Annotated in this window: 14 protein-coding genes and 1 pseudogene; 6 read left to right on the top strand and 9 right to left on the bottom strand. The window is 66.4% G+C overall.

The genetic code is table 11. The annotated features are described in order from the left end of the window. Position 1: 1 nt before the first annotated feature. A complete protein-coding gene (locus CWS39_RS18005; protein WP_102144310.1) occupies positions 2–421 on the top strand; it encodes a VOC family protein in 420 nt (139 codons plus the stop codon). Then, positions 421–2,784 carry an ATP-binding cassette domain-containing protein gene (locus CWS39_RS18000; protein WP_102144290.1) on the top strand — a complete coding sequence of 788 codons (2,364 nt, stop codon included), beginning with the start codon at positions 421–423 and terminating at the stop codon, positions 2,782–2,784. The genes CWS39_RS18005 and CWS39_RS18000 overlap by 1 nt, the downstream gene beginning before the upstream one ends. 12 nt (positions 2,785–2,796) lie before the next feature. Here CWS39_RS18000 and CWS39_RS17995 read toward each other — a convergent pair whose 3' ends face one another. From CWS39_RS17995 to tpx, 4 genes are all read right to left on the bottom strand, one after another. Beyond that, positions 2,797–3,975 carry an NAD(P)/FAD-dependent oxidoreductase gene (locus tag CWS39_RS17995; protein ID WP_102144289.1) on the bottom strand — a complete coding sequence of 393 codons (1,179 nt, stop codon included), beginning with the start codon at positions 3,973–3,975 and terminating at the stop codon, positions 2,797–2,799. A 33-nt stretch (positions 3,976–4,008) separates the two neighbouring features. Beyond that, positions 4,009–5,019: an NADP-dependent oxidoreductase gene (locus CWS39_RS17990; RefSeq protein ID WP_102144288.1), complete on the bottom strand. Its 1,011-nt coding sequence runs from the start codon at positions 5,017–5,019 to the stop codon at positions 4,009–4,011. Between the two features lie 24 nt (positions 5,020–5,043). Next, positions 5,044–5,586: an NlpC/P60 family peptidoglycan-binding protein RipD gene (gene ripD / locus CWS39_RS17985; RefSeq protein WP_102144287.1), complete on the bottom strand. Its 543-nt coding sequence runs from the start codon at positions 5,584–5,586 to the stop codon at positions 5,044–5,046. A 147-nt stretch (positions 5,587–5,733) separates the two neighbouring features. Beyond that, positions 5,734–6,231: a thiol peroxidase gene (tpx, locus tag CWS39_RS17980; protein ID WP_102144286.1), complete on the bottom strand. Its 498-nt coding sequence runs from the start codon at positions 6,229–6,231 to the stop codon at positions 5,734–5,736. Between the two features lie 120 nt (positions 6,232–6,351). Here tpx and aceA point away from each other — a divergent pair, with 120 nt between their 5' ends. Next, positions 6,352–8,652 (top strand): isocitrate lyase ICL2, encoded by a 2,301-nt coding sequence (gene aceA, locus CWS39_RS17975; RefSeq protein WP_102144285.1) that lies wholly within the window; start codon positions 6,352–6,354, stop codon positions 8,650–8,652. 4 nt (positions 8,653–8,656) lie between these two features. On the opposite strand, the gene CWS39_RS17970 is transcribed toward aceA, so the two are convergent. The 5 genes and pseudogenes from CWS39_RS17970 to CWS39_RS17950 form a co-directional block, all read right to left on the bottom strand. After that, positions 8,657–10,549 (bottom strand): acyl-CoA dehydrogenase family protein, encoded by a 1,893-nt coding sequence (locus tag CWS39_RS17970; RefSeq protein WP_102144284.1) that lies wholly within the window; start codon positions 10,547–10,549, stop codon positions 8,657–8,659. A 123-nt stretch (positions 10,550–10,672) separates the two neighbouring features. Next, positions 10,673–11,728 (bottom strand): NADPH:quinone oxidoreductase family protein, encoded by a 1,056-nt coding sequence (locus CWS39_RS17965; RefSeq protein ID WP_102144283.1) that lies wholly within the window; start codon positions 11,726–11,728, stop codon positions 10,673–10,675. After that, a pseudogene (locus CWS39_RS17960) lies at positions 11,725–12,912 on the bottom strand (sulfotransferase family protein). Before CWS39_RS17960 ends, CWS39_RS17965 begins: the two are co-directional and overlap by 4 nt. Before the next feature lie 65 nt (positions 12,913–12,977). Continuing rightward, positions 12,978–14,045 carry a DUF1214 domain-containing protein gene (locus tag CWS39_RS17955; RefSeq protein ID WP_102144282.1) on the bottom strand — a complete coding sequence of 356 codons (1,068 nt, stop codon included), beginning with the start codon at positions 14,043–14,045 and terminating at the stop codon, positions 12,978–12,980. Continuing rightward, a complete protein-coding gene (locus CWS39_RS17950; RefSeq protein WP_102144309.1) occupies positions 14,045–14,581 on the bottom strand; it encodes a TetR/AcrR family transcriptional regulator in 537 nt (178 codons plus the stop codon). The genes CWS39_RS17955 and CWS39_RS17950 overlap by 1 nt, the downstream gene beginning before the upstream one ends. 171 nt (positions 14,582–14,752) lie before the next feature. On the opposite strand from CWS39_RS17950, the gene CWS39_RS17945 reads away from it, so the two are divergent. The 3 genes from CWS39_RS17945 (at position 14,753) to CWS39_RS17935 (ending at position 18,102) form a co-directional block, all read left to right on the top strand. After that, the gene (locus CWS39_RS17945) at positions 14,753–15,199 is read left to right on the top strand and encodes a Fur family transcriptional regulator (RefSeq protein ID WP_102144281.1); all 447 of its coding nucleotides are present in this window, start codon (positions 14,753–14,755) and stop codon (positions 15,197–15,199) included. A 135-nt stretch (positions 15,200–15,334) separates the two neighbouring features. Then, entirely contained in the window at positions 15,335–17,467 is a 2,133-nt protein-coding gene (katG, locus tag CWS39_RS17940; protein ID WP_233213557.1) for a catalase/peroxidase HPI, read from the top strand. A 71-nt stretch (positions 17,468–17,538) separates the two neighbouring features. After that, positions 17,539–18,102 (top strand): DUF4188 domain-containing protein, encoded by a 564-nt coding sequence (locus CWS39_RS17935; RefSeq protein ID WP_199178181.1) that lies wholly within the window; start codon positions 17,539–17,541, stop codon positions 18,100–18,102. Positions 18,103–18,121 lie beyond the last annotated feature (19 nt).

Genomic DNA, 18,121 nt, shown 5'->3' with positions numbered 1-18,121 from the left:
CATGGACATCACGATTCACTCGAGCATGCTGCCCCACAACGACCCGGAAGAATCCCTGGCGTTCTATCGCGACACTCTCGGCTTCGAGGTCCGGGTCGATGTCGGCAGCGGCACGATGCGCTGGATCACCGTCGGACCGCCCACTCAGCCGGACACCTCCGTGGTTCTGTACCCGCCGACGGCCACCCCCGGGCTCACCGACGACGAGCGCCGTACCATCGCCGAGATGATGGCCAAGGGCACCTTCGGCACGCTGGTGCTGGCCACCAAAGACCTCGACGCGGCGTTCGAGCAGCTGCAGGCCGGCCTGCAGAACAGCCAGGGCGAGATCATCCAGGAACCCACCCAGCAGCCCTACGGGGTGCGCGACTGCGCGCTGCGGGATCCGGCCGGCAACATGATTCGCATCCAGGAGCGCTGATGGCCCACGACGTGCATCCCGCCGACAGTCACGATCTCATCCGCGTGCACGGCGCGCGCGAGAACAACCTCAAAGACGTCAGCGTCGACATCCCGAAGCGCCGGCTGACCGTGTTCACCGGCGTCTCCGGGTCGGGGAAGAGTTCGCTGGTGTTCGACACCATCGCCGCCGAATCCCAACGGCTGATCAACGAGACCTACCCGGCGTTCGTGCAGGGGTTCATGCCCACGCTGGCGCGACCCGAGGTCGACGTGCTGGAAGGGTTGACGACGGCGATCATCGTCGACCAGGACCGGATGGGCGCCAACCCGCGCTCAACCGTCGGCACCGCCACCGACACCGGTGCGCTGCTGCGAATCCTGTTCAGCCGCCTAGGTAAACCGCACATCGGACCGCCCAACGCGTTTTCGTTCAACGTGCCCTCGGTGAAGGCCAGCGGTGCGATCACCGTCGAACGCGGCACCAAGACCAAGACCGAGAAGGCGACCTTCACTCGCCTCGGCGGCATGTGCCCGCGCTGTGAGGGCATGGGCTCGGTCACCGACTTCGACCTGACGGCGCTGTACGACGACAGCAAGTCGCTCAACGAGGGCGCGCTGAGTATCCCCGGCTACAGCATGGAGGGCTGGTACGGCCGGATCTTCCGCGGTTGCGGCTTCTTCGATCCGGACAAGCCGATTCGCAAGTACACCAAGAAGGAACTGCACGACCTGCTCTACCGGGAGCCGACCAAGATCAAGGTCGACGGCGTCAACCTCACGTATTCGGGGCTGATCCCGACGATCCAGAAGTCGTTCCTGTCAAAGGACGTCGATGCGATGCAGCCACACATCCGGGCGTTCGTGGAGCGTGCGGTCACCTTCACGGCCTGTCCGGACTGCGACGGCACCCGGCTGTCCAAAGAGGCTAGATCGTCGAAGATCAACGGACGCAACATCGCTGATGTCAGCGCGATGCAGATCAATGATCTCGCGGAGTGGGTAAAAGGGCTTGACGAACCGTCCGTCGCGCCTCTGCTCGCCACCCTGCAGCACACACTCGACTCGTTCGTCGATATCGGTCTTGGCTATCTGAGCCTGGACCGCCCGGCGGGGACACTGTCGGGCGGTGAGGCGCAGCGCACCAAGATGATTCGTCATCTCGGATCCGCACTCACCGATGTGACCTACGTCTTCGACGAGCCGACGATCGGGCTGCACCCCCACGACATCGCGCGGATGAACGAGCTCTTGTTGGCGCTGCGTGACAAGGGCAACACCGTGCTCGTCGTCGAGCACAAACCCGAGGTGATCGCGATCGCCGACCACGTCGTCGACCTCGGCCCCGGCGCGGGTACCGCGGGCGGCCAGGTGGTGTTCGAAGGCAGTGTCGGCGGGCTGCGCGACAGCGACACCCTCACCGGGCGGCATTTCGACGACCGCGCGGCGTTGAAGGAGTCTGTGCGGAAATCGACTGGCGCGCTTGAGGTTCGCGGCGCCAACACCCACAACCTCAAGGATGTCGACGTCGACATCCCGCTGGGCGTGCTGTGTGTGCTCACCGGTGTCGCCGGTTCCGGTAAGAGCTCACTGATCGACGGGTCGGTGGCCGGCCGCGACGGCGTCATCGTCATCGACCAGAGCCCAATCCGCGGTTCCCGCCGTAGCAACCCGGCGACGTACACGGGGCTGCTCGACCCGATCCGCAAGGCGTTCGCGAAGGCCAACGGCGTCAAGCCGGCGCTGTTCAGCTCGAACTCCGAAGGCGCATGCCCCACGTGCAACGGCGCCGGCGTGGTCTACACCGAGCTGGGTGTGATGGCCACCGTCGAATCGCCCTGCGAGGACTGCGAGGGTAAGCGGTTTCAGGCGTCGGTGCTCCAGTACACGCTGGGCGGCCGCAACATCGCCGAGGTGCTGGCGATGCCGGTGACCGAGGCGTTGGTGTTCTTCGGCGAGGGCGAGGCGAAAACCCCTGCCGCCCATAAGATCCTGCACCGCCTCGCCGACGTCGGCCTCGGCTATCTCAGCCTCGGCCAGCCGTTGACCACGCTATCGGGCGGCGAGCGGCAGCGGCTCAAGCTGGCGGCGCAGATGGCCGACAAGGGCGAGGTCTACGTTCTCGACGAGCCGACCAGCGGCCTGCACCTGGCCGACGTGGAGCAGCTGCTGGCGCTGCTGGACCGCCTGGTCGACTCCGGCAGGTCCGTCATCGTCATCGAGCACCACCAGGCCGTGATGGCGCACGCCGACTGGATCATCGACCTGGGACCCGGCGCGGGTCATGACGGCGGCCGGATCGTCTTCGAGGGCACACCCGCCGACCTGGTCGCGGCCCGCTCCACGCTGACCGGCGAGCACCTCGCGGACTACGTCGGCGCCTGACCAGCACCGACGTCATTTCTGTGGTTTGGCCCACTGTTCCCAGAACAGAAGATGCGCCCGGATGCTCGGATGGCTCACGGTGTCAAGGACTTTGACGCCGGCGTTGGCGATCGCCGGGATGCCCACCAGCTTGTGGAAGTAGCGGCCCCGGCGGTACTCCTTGCCCCACGCCTCCTGCATCCGCAGCGTGTAATTGCTGAAATCGTCTGGCCCGCTGTTGGTCAACGCCGCGACGGCGCACTCCCCTGCCGCCATCCCGGACTGTAGCGCCTTGGAAATGCCGGCACCCGATGCCGGCCTGGCCGCTCCCAGTGCATCGCCGGCGAAGAGAACGCCCGGTCTCCACGGCGGCCATGCGGTAAAACCCATCGGCAGCCGCCAGCCCTGCACGGCCTTGCAGGTTTTCAATTCGTCGATGCCCGGCAGCTCCCAGTCGGCGGGCAGGCTCGCCAAGAATTCTCCGAGCAGCTGGGTGGAGTTGATCTGCTGCCAGTTCTTGTAGCTGTTCACGTAGCCGAGCCCGATGTTGACCCGGCCGCCCCCGAGCGGGAACACCCAGCCGTAGCCGGGCAGCTGGTCACCGCGGAACATCAGCTTCAGATAGATGTCGAGCGAATCGGTGTCGGGCCGGTTTATCGGCATCTCGGCGCGGATCGCGATCGCGGAGTAGCCCCTGTATTGCGAATCGAGCTTCAGCGCCCGCTTGATCGGCGAGTAGGCGCCGTCGGCGGCGATCACCGCGTCGGCGCGAATTTGCTCGCCGCTTCTGAGTGTCACGCCCGCGATGCGTCCGTCGTCGTCCACCACAGGGCCGACGACCTCGGCGGACTGGCGCACCTCGGCACCCGCGGACTCGGCCTGTTTGAGCAGCATCGCATCCAGCTCCAGCCGGCGGGCGACGTGGCCGTGGTCGGGCATGCCGGGACGACGCGGGAACGAGAGCTCCCATTCGCTCGGGCTGAACACCTTGGCGCCGTTGACGCGATGAAAGTTGGCGATCTGGTCGGCCAGGCCCATTTTCTGGATATAGCTGACGGCGCGCGGGGTCAGCCCGTCGCCGCACGGTTTGTCCCGCGGAAACTCGGCCTTGTCGCATACGACCACCCGGGCGCCGGTCTGTACGGCCTGCCACGCCGCCGCCGAACCCGCCGGACCGCCGCCCACGATCACGAGGTCATATCGCCGCGTCACTTCGCTATCAATACTATGAGCACAAGCGGGGCGTTACTCGCTGATCTTCACCAGCATCTTGCCGATGTTGGCCCCGGTGAACAGCCCGTTGAGGGCATCCACGCACGACTCGATGCCCTCCATCACGGTCTCCCGGTGCACCAGCAGACCGTCCTGCTCCCACTGGCGCAACGCGGCGAACGCCTCGTCGAATCGGCCCCACTCGTCGAGCGCGTTGAACCCCTGCATTAGCGCGGTCTTGGAGAGCAGATTCACGTAATTGGCCGGGCCCGGATGCTCGCCGGTGAGGTAGCTGGAGATCACCCCGCACAGCACCACCCGCGCCTTGGGTGCCAGCCGGCCCAGCACCGCGTCGAGGATCGGTCCGCCGACGTTGTCGAAATAGACGTTGACCCCCCGCGGGCAGTGCTGCTTGAGCGCGGCTGCCACATCGCCTTCGCGGTAGTCGATGCATGCGTCAAACCCGAAGTCTTCCATCACAACTCGGCATTTCTGCGGCCCACCGGCGATACCCACCACGCGGGCTCCGGCGATCTTGGCGATCTGACCGGCGATCGATCCGGTCGCGCCGGCCGCGGCCGAGACGACGACCGTCTCTCCCGGCTGCGGCCGTCCGATGCCGGTCATACCGAAGTAGGCGGTCGCCCCGGTGGGCCCGTACACCGACATCACCGCCAACTGGTCCACCGCGGGGCCCGGCACCGGCGTGGTGAACATGTCGTCGCGTACCAGGACGTATTCCTGGAATCCGGTCAACGTGGTCACTACGTCGCCGACGGCATAGGCCGGGCAGCGCGACGCCACCACCTCGCCGATCCCGGCCGCTCGGATGACCTCGCCGAGCTGCACCGGGGGCAGATAGCCCGGCTGGTCGTTGAGCCATGTCCGAACGGCGGCGTCGAGGCCCACGTAGGTGGTGCGGACCAGCGCCTCACCGTCGGCGGGCTCGGGGGCGGGCGCGGAAATCAGTTCGGTGTCAGCGGGTTCGACGAGGCCCGTGGGACGGCGGCGCAGGACGATCTGGCGGTTCGTCAGTTCGGTCACGCTGTCGAAGCTACCCGCCGGGCGTCACTCGATGATGCGCGACAAGTACGGCGCCATGCCTTCGGTGCGCACCGCCGACACCGTGACCACCGGATCGGTGGCCTCCAGCATCTGCCCGTTGCCCAAAAACAAGGCGACGCTTCGGTTTCCGTTGGGGCCGTAGAAGATCAGGTCGCCGGGAAGCGCCTGTTCCGGCCGGATCTTGCGGCCGACCTGGTACTGCGCGCCCGACGAGCGCGGCAGCTTGATACCCACGCCCGCGAACGAATACACCATCAGGCCGGATGCGTCGAAGCCGACGACCGACGCCGCCGGATCGAGCCCGACGACACGGCCCTGTTGATCGAGGCCGACGGCGTTGGCCGCCGGGCCACTGCCGCGGGTGGGGCCGGAAGCGTCGCCACCGCCGTAGGAAAACGGCACGCCCCGCTGCGAAAGTCCCCGCGCGATCACATATTCGATCGCCTGCTGGTTGCCCGCGGGCCGCGGGTATGGGTAGGCGCCCGCCAGCCCGGGCGTCACCACCAACATGGCCAAGCCGACCATGACCGCACAAATGCGTCTCATCCGAATTCTCCGAACCTCAGCGCGAACACATGGGGTAGACACGCGTCACCAGAACACTGTCTATAACCCGCGGTGAACGCGACCGAGTCGACGCGCGCGGCAAGGCCAAGGAGTTGCCGTTCCGAGATCGAACGGTGACCCCGGCTGCTAGGAGCTGATCGCCGCCAACGCCGCGTCGTAGTTCGGTTCGGTCCCGATCTCGGGCACAAGCTCGGTGTACGCGACGTTTCCGTCGGCACCGATCACGACGACGGCGCGACCCAGCAGCCCGGCCATCGGACCGTCGGCGATGGTGATGCCGTAGTCCTCACCGAAGCTGTCGCGGAACGCCGACGCGGTGACGACGTTCTCGATGCCCTCGGCGCCGCAGAAGCGCTTCTGGGCGAAGGGCAGATCCTTGGACACGCACAGCACGGAGACACCGCTTTGCGCGGCACGCTCGTTGAAGGTCCGCACGCTCGCGGCGCACACCGGGGTGTCGACGGACGGGAAGATGTTCAACAGCACAGGCTTGCCGCGGAACTGGTCGCTGCTGACGGTGCCGAGATCGGTGCCGGTCAGAGTGAAGCCGGGGGCGGGCGATCCGACGGGCGGCAGTTCGCCGACGGTGTTGATCGGGTTTCCACGCAACGTTATCTGTGCCATGCGGACAGTCTGCCAAGGCCAACCCGTCGCCGCCGACCAGGGTGGTCCATTACCCCACCGTTGGGGAAAACGCCGCCGTATTGTCGGTGAGGTAGGGGTCGAGCACAGGAGCGTAGCGACATGGCCATCGTCGAAGCTGATGCACAGCCAGCCACACCATTCGAGCAGGACGTCGCCGCGACGCAGCGATACTTCGACAGTCCTCGGTTCGAGGGCATCACCCGGCTCTACTCGGCCCGCCAGGTAGTCGAGCAGCGCGGCACGATCCCCACCGACTACACCATCGCGCGGGAGGCGGCGACGGCGTTCTACGCCCGGCTGCGCGAACTGTTCGCCGAGCGCAAGAGCATCACCACCTTCGGCCCGTACTCGCCCGGGCAGGCGGTGACGATCAAGCGGATGGGCATCGAGGGCATCTACCTCGGCGGCTGGGCGACCTCCGCGAAGGGCTCCACCAGCGAAGACCCCGGGCCGGATCTCGCGAGCTATCCGTTGAGCCAGGTGCCCGACGAGGCCGCGGGCCTGGTGCGGGCCCTGCTGACCGCCGACCGCAACCAGCAGTATTTGCGGCTGAAGATGACCGATGAGCAGCGTGCCGCCACCCCGGCCACCGACTACCGGCCGTTCATCATCGCCGACGCCGACACCGGTCACGGCGGAGATCCGCACGTGCGCAACCTGATTCGTCGTTTCGTCGAGGCCGGCGTGCCCGGATATCACATCGAGGACCAACGCCCCGGCACCAAGAAGTGCGGGCATCAGGGCGGCAAGGTGCTGGTTCCCTCCGACGAGCAGATCAAGCGGCTCAACACCGCGCGCTTCCAGCTGGACATCATGCGGGTGCCCGGCATCATCGTCGCGCGCACCGACGCCGAGGCGGCCAACCTCATCGACAGCCGCGCCGACGAGCGTGACCAGCCGTTCCTGCTCGGCGCCACCAACCTGAAGATCCCGTCGTACAAGGCATGCTATCTCGCGATGATGCGGCGCTTCTACGAGTCGGGGGTCACCGAGCTCAACGGCCATCTGCTCTACTCGCTGCCCGACGGTGAGTACGCCGCCGCCGACACCTGGCTGGAGCGCCAGGGCATCACGGCGTTGATTGCCGAGGCGGCTCAGACGTGGCGCAACGGCGAGGAGCAATCGGTCGACGCGCTCTTCGACAAGGTCGAGTCGCAGTTCGTCGACGCCTGGCAGGAGGACGCCGGGTTGGAGACCTACGGCGACGCGGTGGCCGAACTGCTGCAGTTCCGCGAGAACGAGGGCGAGCCGCCGGAGATGAGCGCCGCGGAATGGCAGCGGTTCGCCGAACGCGCGTCGCTGTACGAAGCTCGCGAGAAGGCGCGGGAATTGGGCGCCGACGCCGGCTGGGATCCAGAACGGGCCAAGACCCCCGAGGGCTATTACCAAGTCCGCGGCGGCATCCCGTATGCGATCGCCAAGTCACTGGCCGCGGCACCGTTCGCCGACATCCTCTGGATGGAGACCAAGACCGCCGACCTGGCCGACGCCAAACAGTTCGCCGACGCCATCCACGCCGTGTACCCCGACAAGATGCTGGCGTACAACCTGTCCCCCTCGTTCAACTGGGACACCACCGGTATGAGCGACGAGGAGATGCGGCGCTTCCCCGAAGAGCTCGGCAAGATGGGCTTCGTCTTCAACTTCATGACCTACGGCGGGCACCAGATCGACGGTGTGGCCGCCGAGGAGTTCGCCACCGCGCTGCGACAGGACGGCATGCTCGCGCTGGCGCGTCTGCAGCGCAAGATGCGTCTGGTCGAATCGCCGTACCGCACACCGCAAACCCTGGTCGGCGGGCCGCGCAGCGATGCCGCGCTGGCCGCGTCGTCGGGCCGCACGGCGACCACCAAGGCCATGGGCAAGGGTTCGACGCAGCACCAGCACCTGGTGCAGACCGAGGTGCCCAAGAAGCTGCTCGAGGAATGGCTTGCGCTGTGGAGCGAGCATTATCAGCTCGGCGAGAAGCTGCGAGTTCAGCTGCGTCCGACACGCCCCGGCTCGGATGTGTTGGAGCTCGGCATCTTCGGCGAACGCGACGGCGGCGAGGAGGAGAAGCTCGCCAACGTCATCGTCGATCCAATCAAAGACCGGCACGGCCGCAGCATCCTGACGGTGCGCGACCAGAACACCTTCGCCGAGAAGTTGCGCAAGAAGCGACTGATGACGTTGGTCCATCTCTGGCTGGTGCACCGCTTCAAGGCGGAGGCGGTGTACTACGTCACGCCCACCGAGGACAACGTGTACCAGACCGAGAAGATGAAGTCGCACGGCATCTTCCGCGACGTCTACCAGGAGGTGGGCGAGATCATCGTCGCCGACCTGAACCATGAGCGGATCGCGGAACTGCTTGCGCCCGATCGCGAGGCGCTGATGCGGTTGATCCGCAAGGAGGACTGAGCGCTCAGCGGATGACGCGGTGCACGTCGTGCTTCGCGTCACCACCATGCTGGGCGATCCACGGGCCCTCGATCGACGGGTCGAGTATGCCTTCCTCCAGCCAGGTGTAGCGGTCGTCGAGCACGCCGCGGGCCAGCGTGCGGTCGGAGTCGTCGCTGTTGTTCCAGAGCTCGTCGAAAAGCTTCTCCGCCCGCACCCGGGCCTGGCTGCAGAACGCGTCGGCAAGCTCGACCGCGGTGGTGTCGGCACGGTCTCTTTGCGCCCGAACGCAAGCGGCGGTCATCGCGAACAACTCAGCGCCGATGTCGACGATGCGACCCAGGAATCGCTGCTTGTGCTCCAGCTTGCCCTGCCAGCGCGACATCGCGTAGAACGTGCTGCGCGCCAGACGGCGGCTGGCCCGTTCCACGTACCGCAAATGTGTTGCCAGCGGCCCGAATTCGCCATACGACGTCGGTAGCTGACCCTTACCGGTCACCAGGGTGGGGAGCCACCGCGCGTAGAACTTGCCGGCCTGTGCGGCCGCCTTCGCCTTGTGCTGCAGATCGGCGTCGGGGTCGATGATGTCGCCGGCCACCGACAGATGCGCATCCACGGCTTCGCGCGCGAGCAGCAGATGCATGATCTCCGTCGAGCCTTCGAAGATGCGGTTGATCCGCAGGTCGCGCAGCACCTGCTCGGCCGGTACGCCGCGTTCGCCTCGGGCGGCCAGGGACGCGGCGGTCTCAAATCCCCGCCCGCCGCGGATCTGCACCAGCTCGTCGGCGATGAGGCAACCCATCTCCGAGCCGTAGAGCTTGGCCAGCGCCGCCTCGATCCGGATGTCGGTGGCGCCCGCATCGGCCAGCTCGCTGGCCAGGTCGAGCATCGCCTCCAGGCCGTAGGCGGTGGCCGCGATGAATGCGATCTTTCCGGCGACGGCTTCGTGTTCACCGATGGGCCTGCCCCACTGCACGCGTTCGCGCGACCACTCGCGGGCGATCTTCAGACACCATTTCGCCGACCCCGTGCACACCGCCGGCAGCGACAGCCGCCCCACGTTCAGGGTCGACAGCGCGATTTTGAGCCCTTCGCCCTCGCGGCCGATGCGGTTCGCGGCGGGCACCCGCACATCCGTCAGCCGGGTCAGGCCGTTCTCGATGCCGCGCAATCCCATGAACGCGTTGCGGTTTTCCACCACGATGCCGGGTGCGTCCGCTTCGACGACGAACGCCGTGATGCCGCCTCGGTGGCCGTCACTCTTGGGCACCTGGGCCATCACCACCAGCAGGTCGGCGATGACACCGTTGGTGGTCCACAGCTTGACGCCGTTGAGCACATAGTCGTCGCCGTCGGGCGTTGCGGTGGTGTGCAGCCGGGCCGGGTCGCTGCCGACGTCGGGTTCGGTGAGCAGGAACGCGCTGATCTCGCGGGTGCACCGCGGCAGCCAGGCCTGCTTCTGCTCGTCGGTGCCGAACATCTTGACGGGTTGCGGCACCCCGATCGACTGGTGCGCGGAGAGCAGTGCGCCCAGTGACGGATGCACCGAGCCGACGAGCGCCAGCGCCTTGTTGTAGTACACCTGCGAAAGACCGATTCCGCCGTACTCGGGGGCGATCTTCATGCCGAACGCGCCAAGCTCCTTGAGGCCCAGGATGACTTTGTCGGGGATCTGCGCGTCCCGTTCGATGACCGTGGGATCGATTTGCGTCTCACAGAATTCGCGGAGTTTGGCCAGGAATGCCTCACCGCGTTCGGCGGCCTCCGGCGCGCCGCTGGGATGCGGATGCACCAGGTCCAGCCGCAATCTGCCGAGGAAGAGCTCCTTGCCGAAGCTTGGTTGGCGCCACTGCGCCTCCCGGGCCTGCTCGGCGACCTGCCTGGCCTGTCGCTCGGTGACATGTTCGGTTGCGGTCATCGCGCACCTCCGCCCGTCCGGCTATTACTCGACAGTAACTCTGATGTAGCCGTTCGCGGAGGGGAACAAACCAGGAGCCCTTGGCGGGTGGATTACCCCCAAATGTTGGGAGTGATCAACCAGCTAAGCGCCGGCGGTGACGACGAGGCGCCCCGTCGTCAACCGTGACTCCATGCGCTGCAACGCTTCCGGCAGATCCTCCCATCCGACCTCGGCGCCCACGACGGTCCGGATCTTGCCGGTGCGGATCAGCTCGAGGATCTGGGCGTGGGCGTCGAGCCCGGCCGAGCGGGCCGGCCAGTTGAAGCCGAGCGTGCGGCGGATCGCCACCGGGTCGGTGACGTAGACCAGGCACACTCCGCACAGGTCGAAGTTGCCGTAGGCGATGGGCCGCGGCGTGAGATAGTCGCCGTCTTCCAGCGTGATGTCCTCGGCGAAGCCGACCATCAGATGCCGACCGTTGAACCCCATGCATTTGAAAGTCTGGACGGTCACGTCACCGCCGACGGCGTCGAACGCGACATCCACCCCGCGCCCGTAGGTCAGGTCCATGACCTCGTCCACCCAGTCGCCGTTGCGATAGTTGATCGCATGGTCCGCGCCGAGTTCCTTGCAGAACGCCACCTTCTCGTCGCTGCCGGCGGTCGCGATCACCCGCGCACCGAGTGCTTTGCCGAGAACCAATGCGCCCGAACCTGTTCCGCCGGCGGCTGCATGCACCAGCAGCGTCTCGCCGGGCTGTAGCCTCCCCCGCTCGCGAAGCGCGAACCAGCCAAGGTGAAACGGGTAGTGCAGCGCGGCCCCGTCGGTGTTGCTGATCCAGTCCGGCAGCTCCAAAGCGGTTGCGGCGTCGACGATCGCGTAGGACGCGTACCCGCCGAACGCCATCACCGGGATACCGACGATCCGCCGGCCGACCAGATGCTCGGCACCCAGTCCCGCGCTTTCCACGACGCCGACGCTCTCCATGCCCGGGACGAACGGCGGCTCCAGCGGCAGCGTCGTATAGCGGCCCCGGATGATGTCGATGTCGTTGAAGTTCAAGCAGAACGCCTGCACCGCCACTCGGATCTCGTTGGGCCCCGGCGGTCGCACCTCGACCGTTTGCCGTTCGAGGACCTTGACCGGATCGCCGAGGCTGGTGGCGACCCAGGCGTCAGCGGAAATGGGCTGATTCATCGATTCTCCAGGGGTTGATCGGCGACAAACCGGTCGCGGTAGGTGCCCAGCCGGGCGGCGACCTCGTCGGGGTCCAGCCCGAGGTCGGACGGTTGATAGATGACCCCGCCGTAGCGGCCACGCGGATGGTCGGCCCGGAACTGCGTCATGGCGGCGCGGACCCGATCGTCGAACTGTTGCTCGGCGAGCTCGTAAATCGCTGCGACGGTGCCTTCTTCGTCGGCCATGAAGTCCTCGAACCGCACGTCGATCGACTGCGCTGACGGCAGCACGTCGCGGTCCTGAACACACCCGTTGAGCAAGTCCTCCGCGCGCTCGAGCCAGTAGCGAGAGATCTTGACGGGATCGGGGTGGGCGCATCCCATGCGCGCGGCGTAGCTGATCATCGTCGCCATCGATTGCGTCACTTCGACCGGATCGCGATGCGTCACAACGAAAGTAGCGTCAGGGAACGTCGCCGCCAACGTCGGGAACTGCTCCAGATGCTGCGGCGACTTCAGCACCCACCGCCTGCCGCCCCGCAACCACTGCAACGCCTGCAGGGTGCGCTTCAAATACGCGTAGGACGGAGCCTGGTCGTGAGTCTTGTAGTGAGCGGCGAAACTCGGTACGTAGTAGGTGGTTTCGAACAGCATGCCGGAGATGTCGTTGGCCAGCAGCTGGATTTCCTCGTGGGCGTGGTCGACGGTCATGTCGTGCATCCGTTTGAAATCGGGCATCGACGTGTTCACCAGGTCCAGGCCCGTCGCGCACCTCTCCCGCCGAGGTGCCGGATCGTCCTCGCCGGGCGCGGGGAACGGTTCGAGGCTCTCCCAGTACGGGAGGTAGCGGATCGCCGGGTCGGCGGCAATCAGGTTGTGCAGGTGAGTGGTTCCGGTGCGGGGCAGCCCGCAGATGATGATCGGGCGTTCGATCCGCACCTAGTCGATCTCGGGATGCGCGGCGATCAGCGCTTCCAGGCGAAGGCGGTTCACCAGGTTCTGCACCACCTGCTCGAACACCACGGCCACGCCGACGTCGGAGAGGTCAGCCTCTTCGCGTAGCGCCGCACACAACACGTCGAGGCGCTCCCGGAACGCGGGATCACCCCAGTTGTCAAGGCCGGTACGCTCTTTCGCCACTGCCAGCAACTCGTCGGGCGCCAGCTGCAGGGTGGCGCCGTAGCCGGCCAAGGCTTCTCGCATCGGTTGCGCCGCCTCCGGAAAGACCGGGTCGGCCAAGTCGGTGAGCCGGATCGCTGCGGGACGGGTCACGAGGTGAGCTCCGCGACGTCCACCACCCGGCACTGCGGGCGTGCCGGCGTCTCTTCCGGCAGGAACCAGCGCAGCCAGATCAAGCCTTTCGACCGCCCCGCGGTGGACACCCAGTTCGGGTGCCCCGGATCGCGATCGCTGACCACGATCCGCCAGGAGCCGTCCGGTTCGTAGGTGACTTGTGCACCGTTGATCGTCACCCGTTCGTGGGTGTAGTCGTAGGTGTGCAGGAAGGGATTCCACAGGCACAGATTCCAGAACACGCATTCCGGTGAGGTGCCGTCGATGACGAGCGCCTGATGCGGTTGGAGTTGGTAGGCGCCCATCGCGTACGCGGCGTCGCCGGCCGCCCACCCGTAGGTCTGGCTGGGCACCGGGAACGGTTCGTGGATGTCGTTCGGCGGCTCCACCCGAACGGGCAGCATCTTGCATTGTTCGCTTAGCCAGGTCCGGGCCGCGCGCAGACGCCGCGTGAGGTCGGCGCGGTCATCGTGGCGACGCGGCGGCGGATCGATCGCCTCGATCTTCCATTGCGGCCGCCGGTCGGTATCCGGCGCAGTGAGATAGTCACGGGTGAGGGCGAACACCGCGTCGGGCTCGAGCGCCAGCCACGGGCCGGATTGCGGTGTGGCACTGAGGATGAACTCGAAGTTGCCGTCGGTGTCGATGTCCAGCGTCCGGTCGTTGATGGTGCCGACGATGCGGTCGCTGTAGCGGCCGTCATCAGGCCCGCCGTACACCGTCATCGACAAATAGACCGCGTCGCCGCGGTTGCCGGTGACGCGATAGGTGCGCTGCGGGTCGATCGGCGCCAGCTGATAGAAGGCGTCGGCGTTGTCGCCGCCCCACTTCAGGTAGGGGCTGATGACGTCGACGAGGATCGGCTTGTCCTTGTCACCCCACACGTAGGCGTCGACGGCCACGCGCAACAGGCTGAACGCCAACCGGTAACCGTCGAGGACGTCCGCTTCGTCCAACGGCGGATCGGCCTCACGGACCCTCTGCTCGACGCCGCGCACTTCGTCGAGCAGGTCGGCGAAAGCCTGCGACAGCTCATCGGTCATTACTTCTCCTTTGTGGCCGCGCCCTGCATGACCAGGGCGCACAGTCGGTTCACTTGGGCTTCGATGTCCTCGCGTTGCAGCACTTGCACCGAATAGAACGTGGTGCCGACCAGCACGTCGTAGACCATCTCGACGTCCAGATCGCGTCGGATGCGGCCCTGGTCGATGCCGGTTTGCACGAGTACGGCGAAGTCGGTGCGCGTCTGCTCGTCGAGCAGTTGTTGGGTGCGGATGAACAGTTCGGGATCGCGGTGGCGGTCCGCCAGGATGCCCATCGTCGCGCGGGCCACCACCGGCTCTCGCCAGAACTGAAGTACGCCGCGAATGAACTCACGCAGGTCGCGCTCGAAGTCGCCGGAGCTTCTCAACACGTCGCCCCGGTCGGCGGTGCCGAACACCGCGTCGAACACCACATGCGCCTTCGACGGCCAGCGCCGGTACACGGTCGGCCGGCTCACTTCCGCCTCGCGTGCGATCGACTCGATGGTCACCTGGTCGTACCCATCGCGGGCCAACAATCTGCAGGTAGCAGCCATGATCGCGTCCTGGGTGCGGGGGTCTCGCGGCCGCCCGCGGACTGGTTGCGCCGCCGTCACCCCAATATCGTTACATGACGTAACGTAAAGCGTCAACACCCGGATTTCCGGACAGAAAATCGGCCCTCCAGAAGTCTTGACTGATTCCAGAAAAGGGGTCATAGTGGCTGCGTGTCATCGACGGCGGAGTACTACGCGGAGCAGCTGCGCTCAGCAGACCTGCGCGTGACTCGTCCGAGGGTCGCGGTGCTCGAAGCGGTGTATGCCCACCCGCACGCCGACACCGAGACGATCCTCGATGCGGTGCGCGCGGGGCTGCCCGATGTGTCCCGGCAGGCGGTCTACGACGTGCTGCATGCGCTGACCGCCGCGGGCCTGGTCCGGCGGATCCAACCGTCGGGCTCCGTCGCGCGCTACGAATCGCGCGTCGGCGACAACCACCACCACCTCGTCTGCCGGACCTGTGGCACCATCGCCGACGTCGACTGCGCCGTCGGCGAGGCGCCGTGTCTGACCGCCTCGGACCACAACGGCTTCGAAGTCGATGAAGCCGAGGTCATCTACTGGGGCCTGTGCCCTGACTGCGCGGCATCGCAAACGTCCCGATCACAACCGTGATCACAGCCCAATTCACCAACCCCCGGAAGGAATGTTGTGACTGACAAACCCCCCGCCCCTGCGGACCACACTGCGAGCCGCAGCGAGAGCGAAAACCCAGCAATTCCCTCCCCCACGCCAAAGGCGCACCGGCCCATGACCAACCGGGACTGGTGGCCCGAGCAGGTCGACCTGTCGGTGCTGAAAAAGCATGCGCCGCAAGCCAACCCGATGGGTGAGGACTACGACTACGCCGAAGAGTTCAAGAAGCTCGATGTCGAGGCGCTCAAGCGGGACCTGTTCGAGGTGATGACCACCTCGCAGGACTGGTGGCCGGCCGATTACGGCCACTACGGCCCGCTGTTCATCCGGATGAGCTGGCACGCCGCCGGTACCTACCGCATCGCCGACGGCCGCGGTGGCGGCGGCGAAGGGGCACAGCGCTTCGCGCCGCTGAACAGCTGGCCCGACAACGCCAGCCTGGACAAGGCGCGCCGGCTGCTGTGGCCGATCAAGAAGAAGTACGGCAAGAAGCTGTCCTGGGCCGATCTGCTGGTGTTCGCCGGGAACGCCGCCATCGAGCACATGGGCCTGCCGACGTTCGGCTTCGCGTTCGGTCGCGAGGACATCTGGGAGCCCGAGGAGATTCTCTGGGGTGAGGAGGACGCCTGGCTGGGCACCGACAAGCGGTACTCCGGCACCGGTGAACGGGAACTCGCGAATCCCTATGGCGCGACGACCATGGGGCTGATTTACGTGAATCCCGAAGGCCCCGAAGGCAAGCCGGACCCGATCGCCGCGGCGATCGACATCCGCGAGACCTTCGGCCGGATGGCGATGAACGACGAGGAGACCGCCGCGCTGATCGTCGGTGGCCACACGTTCGGCAAGACCCACGGCGCCGGTGACGCCGACCTCGTCGGGCCCGAACCCGAGGCCTGCCCGCTCGAGTACCAGGGCCTGGGGTGGAAGAGCTCCTACGGCACCGGCGTCGGCAAGGACGCCATCACCAGCGGACTCGAGGTGGTCTGGACGCCCACTCCGACCAAGTGGGACAACAGCTTCCTGGAGACGCTGTACGGCCACGAGTGGGAGCTGACCAAGAGCCCTGCGGGCGCATGGCAGTACGAGGCGAAGGATGCCGAAGCGACCATCCCCGATCCCTTCGGCGGGCCGCCACGCAAGCCGACGATGCTCGTCACCGACCTCTCGATGCGGATGAGCCCCATCTACGCCGACATCACCCGGCGCTGGCTGGATCATCCCGAAGAGCTGTCGGAGGCATTCGCCAAGGCGTGGTACAAGCTGCTGCACCGCGACATGGGTCCCATCTCCCGCTACCTGGGCCCGTGGGTGCCCGAGCCGCAGCTGTGGCAGGACCCCGTTCCCGAGGTCGACCACCCGCTGGTCGACGAGCAGGACATCGCGGCCCTGAAGGCCAAGGTCCTCGAATCGGGTCTGTCGGTATCGCAACTGGTGTCCACGGCGTGGGCGTCGGCGGCGAGCTTCCGCGGCACCGACATGCGCGGCGGCGCCAACGGCGCACGCATTCGCCTTGAACCCCAGAAGAACTGGGAGGTCAACCAGCCGGCCGAACTCGCCAAGGTGTTGCCCGTGCTGGAGAAGATCCAGCAGGACTTCAACGCCACGGCGTCCGGCGGCAAGAAGGTTTCCCTCGCGGACCTGATCGTGCTGGCCGGTAGCGCCGGCGTCGAGAAGGCGGCAAAGGATGCCGGGTTCGACGTCACGGTGCCGTTCGCGCCGGGACGCACCGACGCCTCGCAGGAGCAGACAGATGTGGAGTCGTTCGCGGTGCTCGAACCGCAGGCGGACGGTTTCCGCAACTACCTCAAGCCGGGCATCAAGACCGGTGGGGAGCATCTGCTGGTCGACCGGGCCTACATGTTGAACCTGACCGCTCCCGAGATGACGGTGCTCGTCGGCGGGATGCGCGCACTGGGTGCCAACTACGGCCAGACCAAGCACGGTGTGTTCACCGATCGGCCGGGGACGCTGACCAACGACTTCTTCGTGAACCTGCTCGACATGGCCACGGAGTGGAAGGTGTCCGAGTCGGTGGAGGGCGTCTACGAGGGTCGTGACCGCACGACAGGTCAGCCGAAGTGGACCGCCACCGCGGCCGACCTGGTGTTCGGGTCGAACTCGATCCTGCGCGGGCTCGCCGAGGTGTACGCCGCCGACGATGCCAAGGAGAAGTTCGTCAAGGACTTCGTCACCGCCTGGGTCAAGGTGATGAACAACGACAGGTTCGACCTCAAGAAGAAGTAACCGAACCGAGGCGACGACACCCCGCGGGCTGCGAGGCTCGCGGGGTGTCGTGCTTTGACGAATCTGTCAATATGGGCTTCCCGCAGGGCGCGGCTGGGATACTGGCCGCGGACGAGGGAGATCTGATGGCCAAGGTTCTCAATGGCCGCCACATGGCCGATCTGAACGGCCTCGGCAGCGAGGTCGTCGTGTTCATGCTCGGGATGCGAATCAACAAGCCGCGCAAAGTCAGGTTGTGGCTGTCGGTCATGACCGCGATGCCGAAGATGCTGAAATACCTCGACGCGCATCCCGAGAAAGGCCTGCTCGGGTACCGGATCTCACTCGTTCCGCCGTTCATGGTCCAGTACTGGCGGTCCTTCGAGGATTTGGAACGTTTCGCGCGCGATGCCGACGACCCGCACCTGGAGCCCTGGCGGCAGTACAACCGCCGCGTCGGTAAATCGGGCGATGTGGGCATTTGGCACGAGACGTACCGGGTGAAGACGACCGACATCGAGACCGCCTACAGCAACATGCCGCCCTACGGGCTCGCCGCGGTGACGGCGATGGTGCCGGTACCGCGCGGCATGCACTCGGCTGCCGCGCGAATGGGTGTCACCGACAGGGATGAGCCTGCGCTGCCGCCGTACTGAACCAGATACTCAGAAACCT

The organism is Mycobacterium hubeiense (assembly GCF_002838065.1).
Classification (GTDB): domain Bacteria; phylum Actinomycetota; class Actinomycetes; order Mycobacteriales; family Mycobacteriaceae; genus Mycobacterium; species Mycobacterium hubeiense.
Note: the sequence above shows the minus strand (reverse complement) of the source record. Positions and strands in the feature narration are given on the sequence as shown.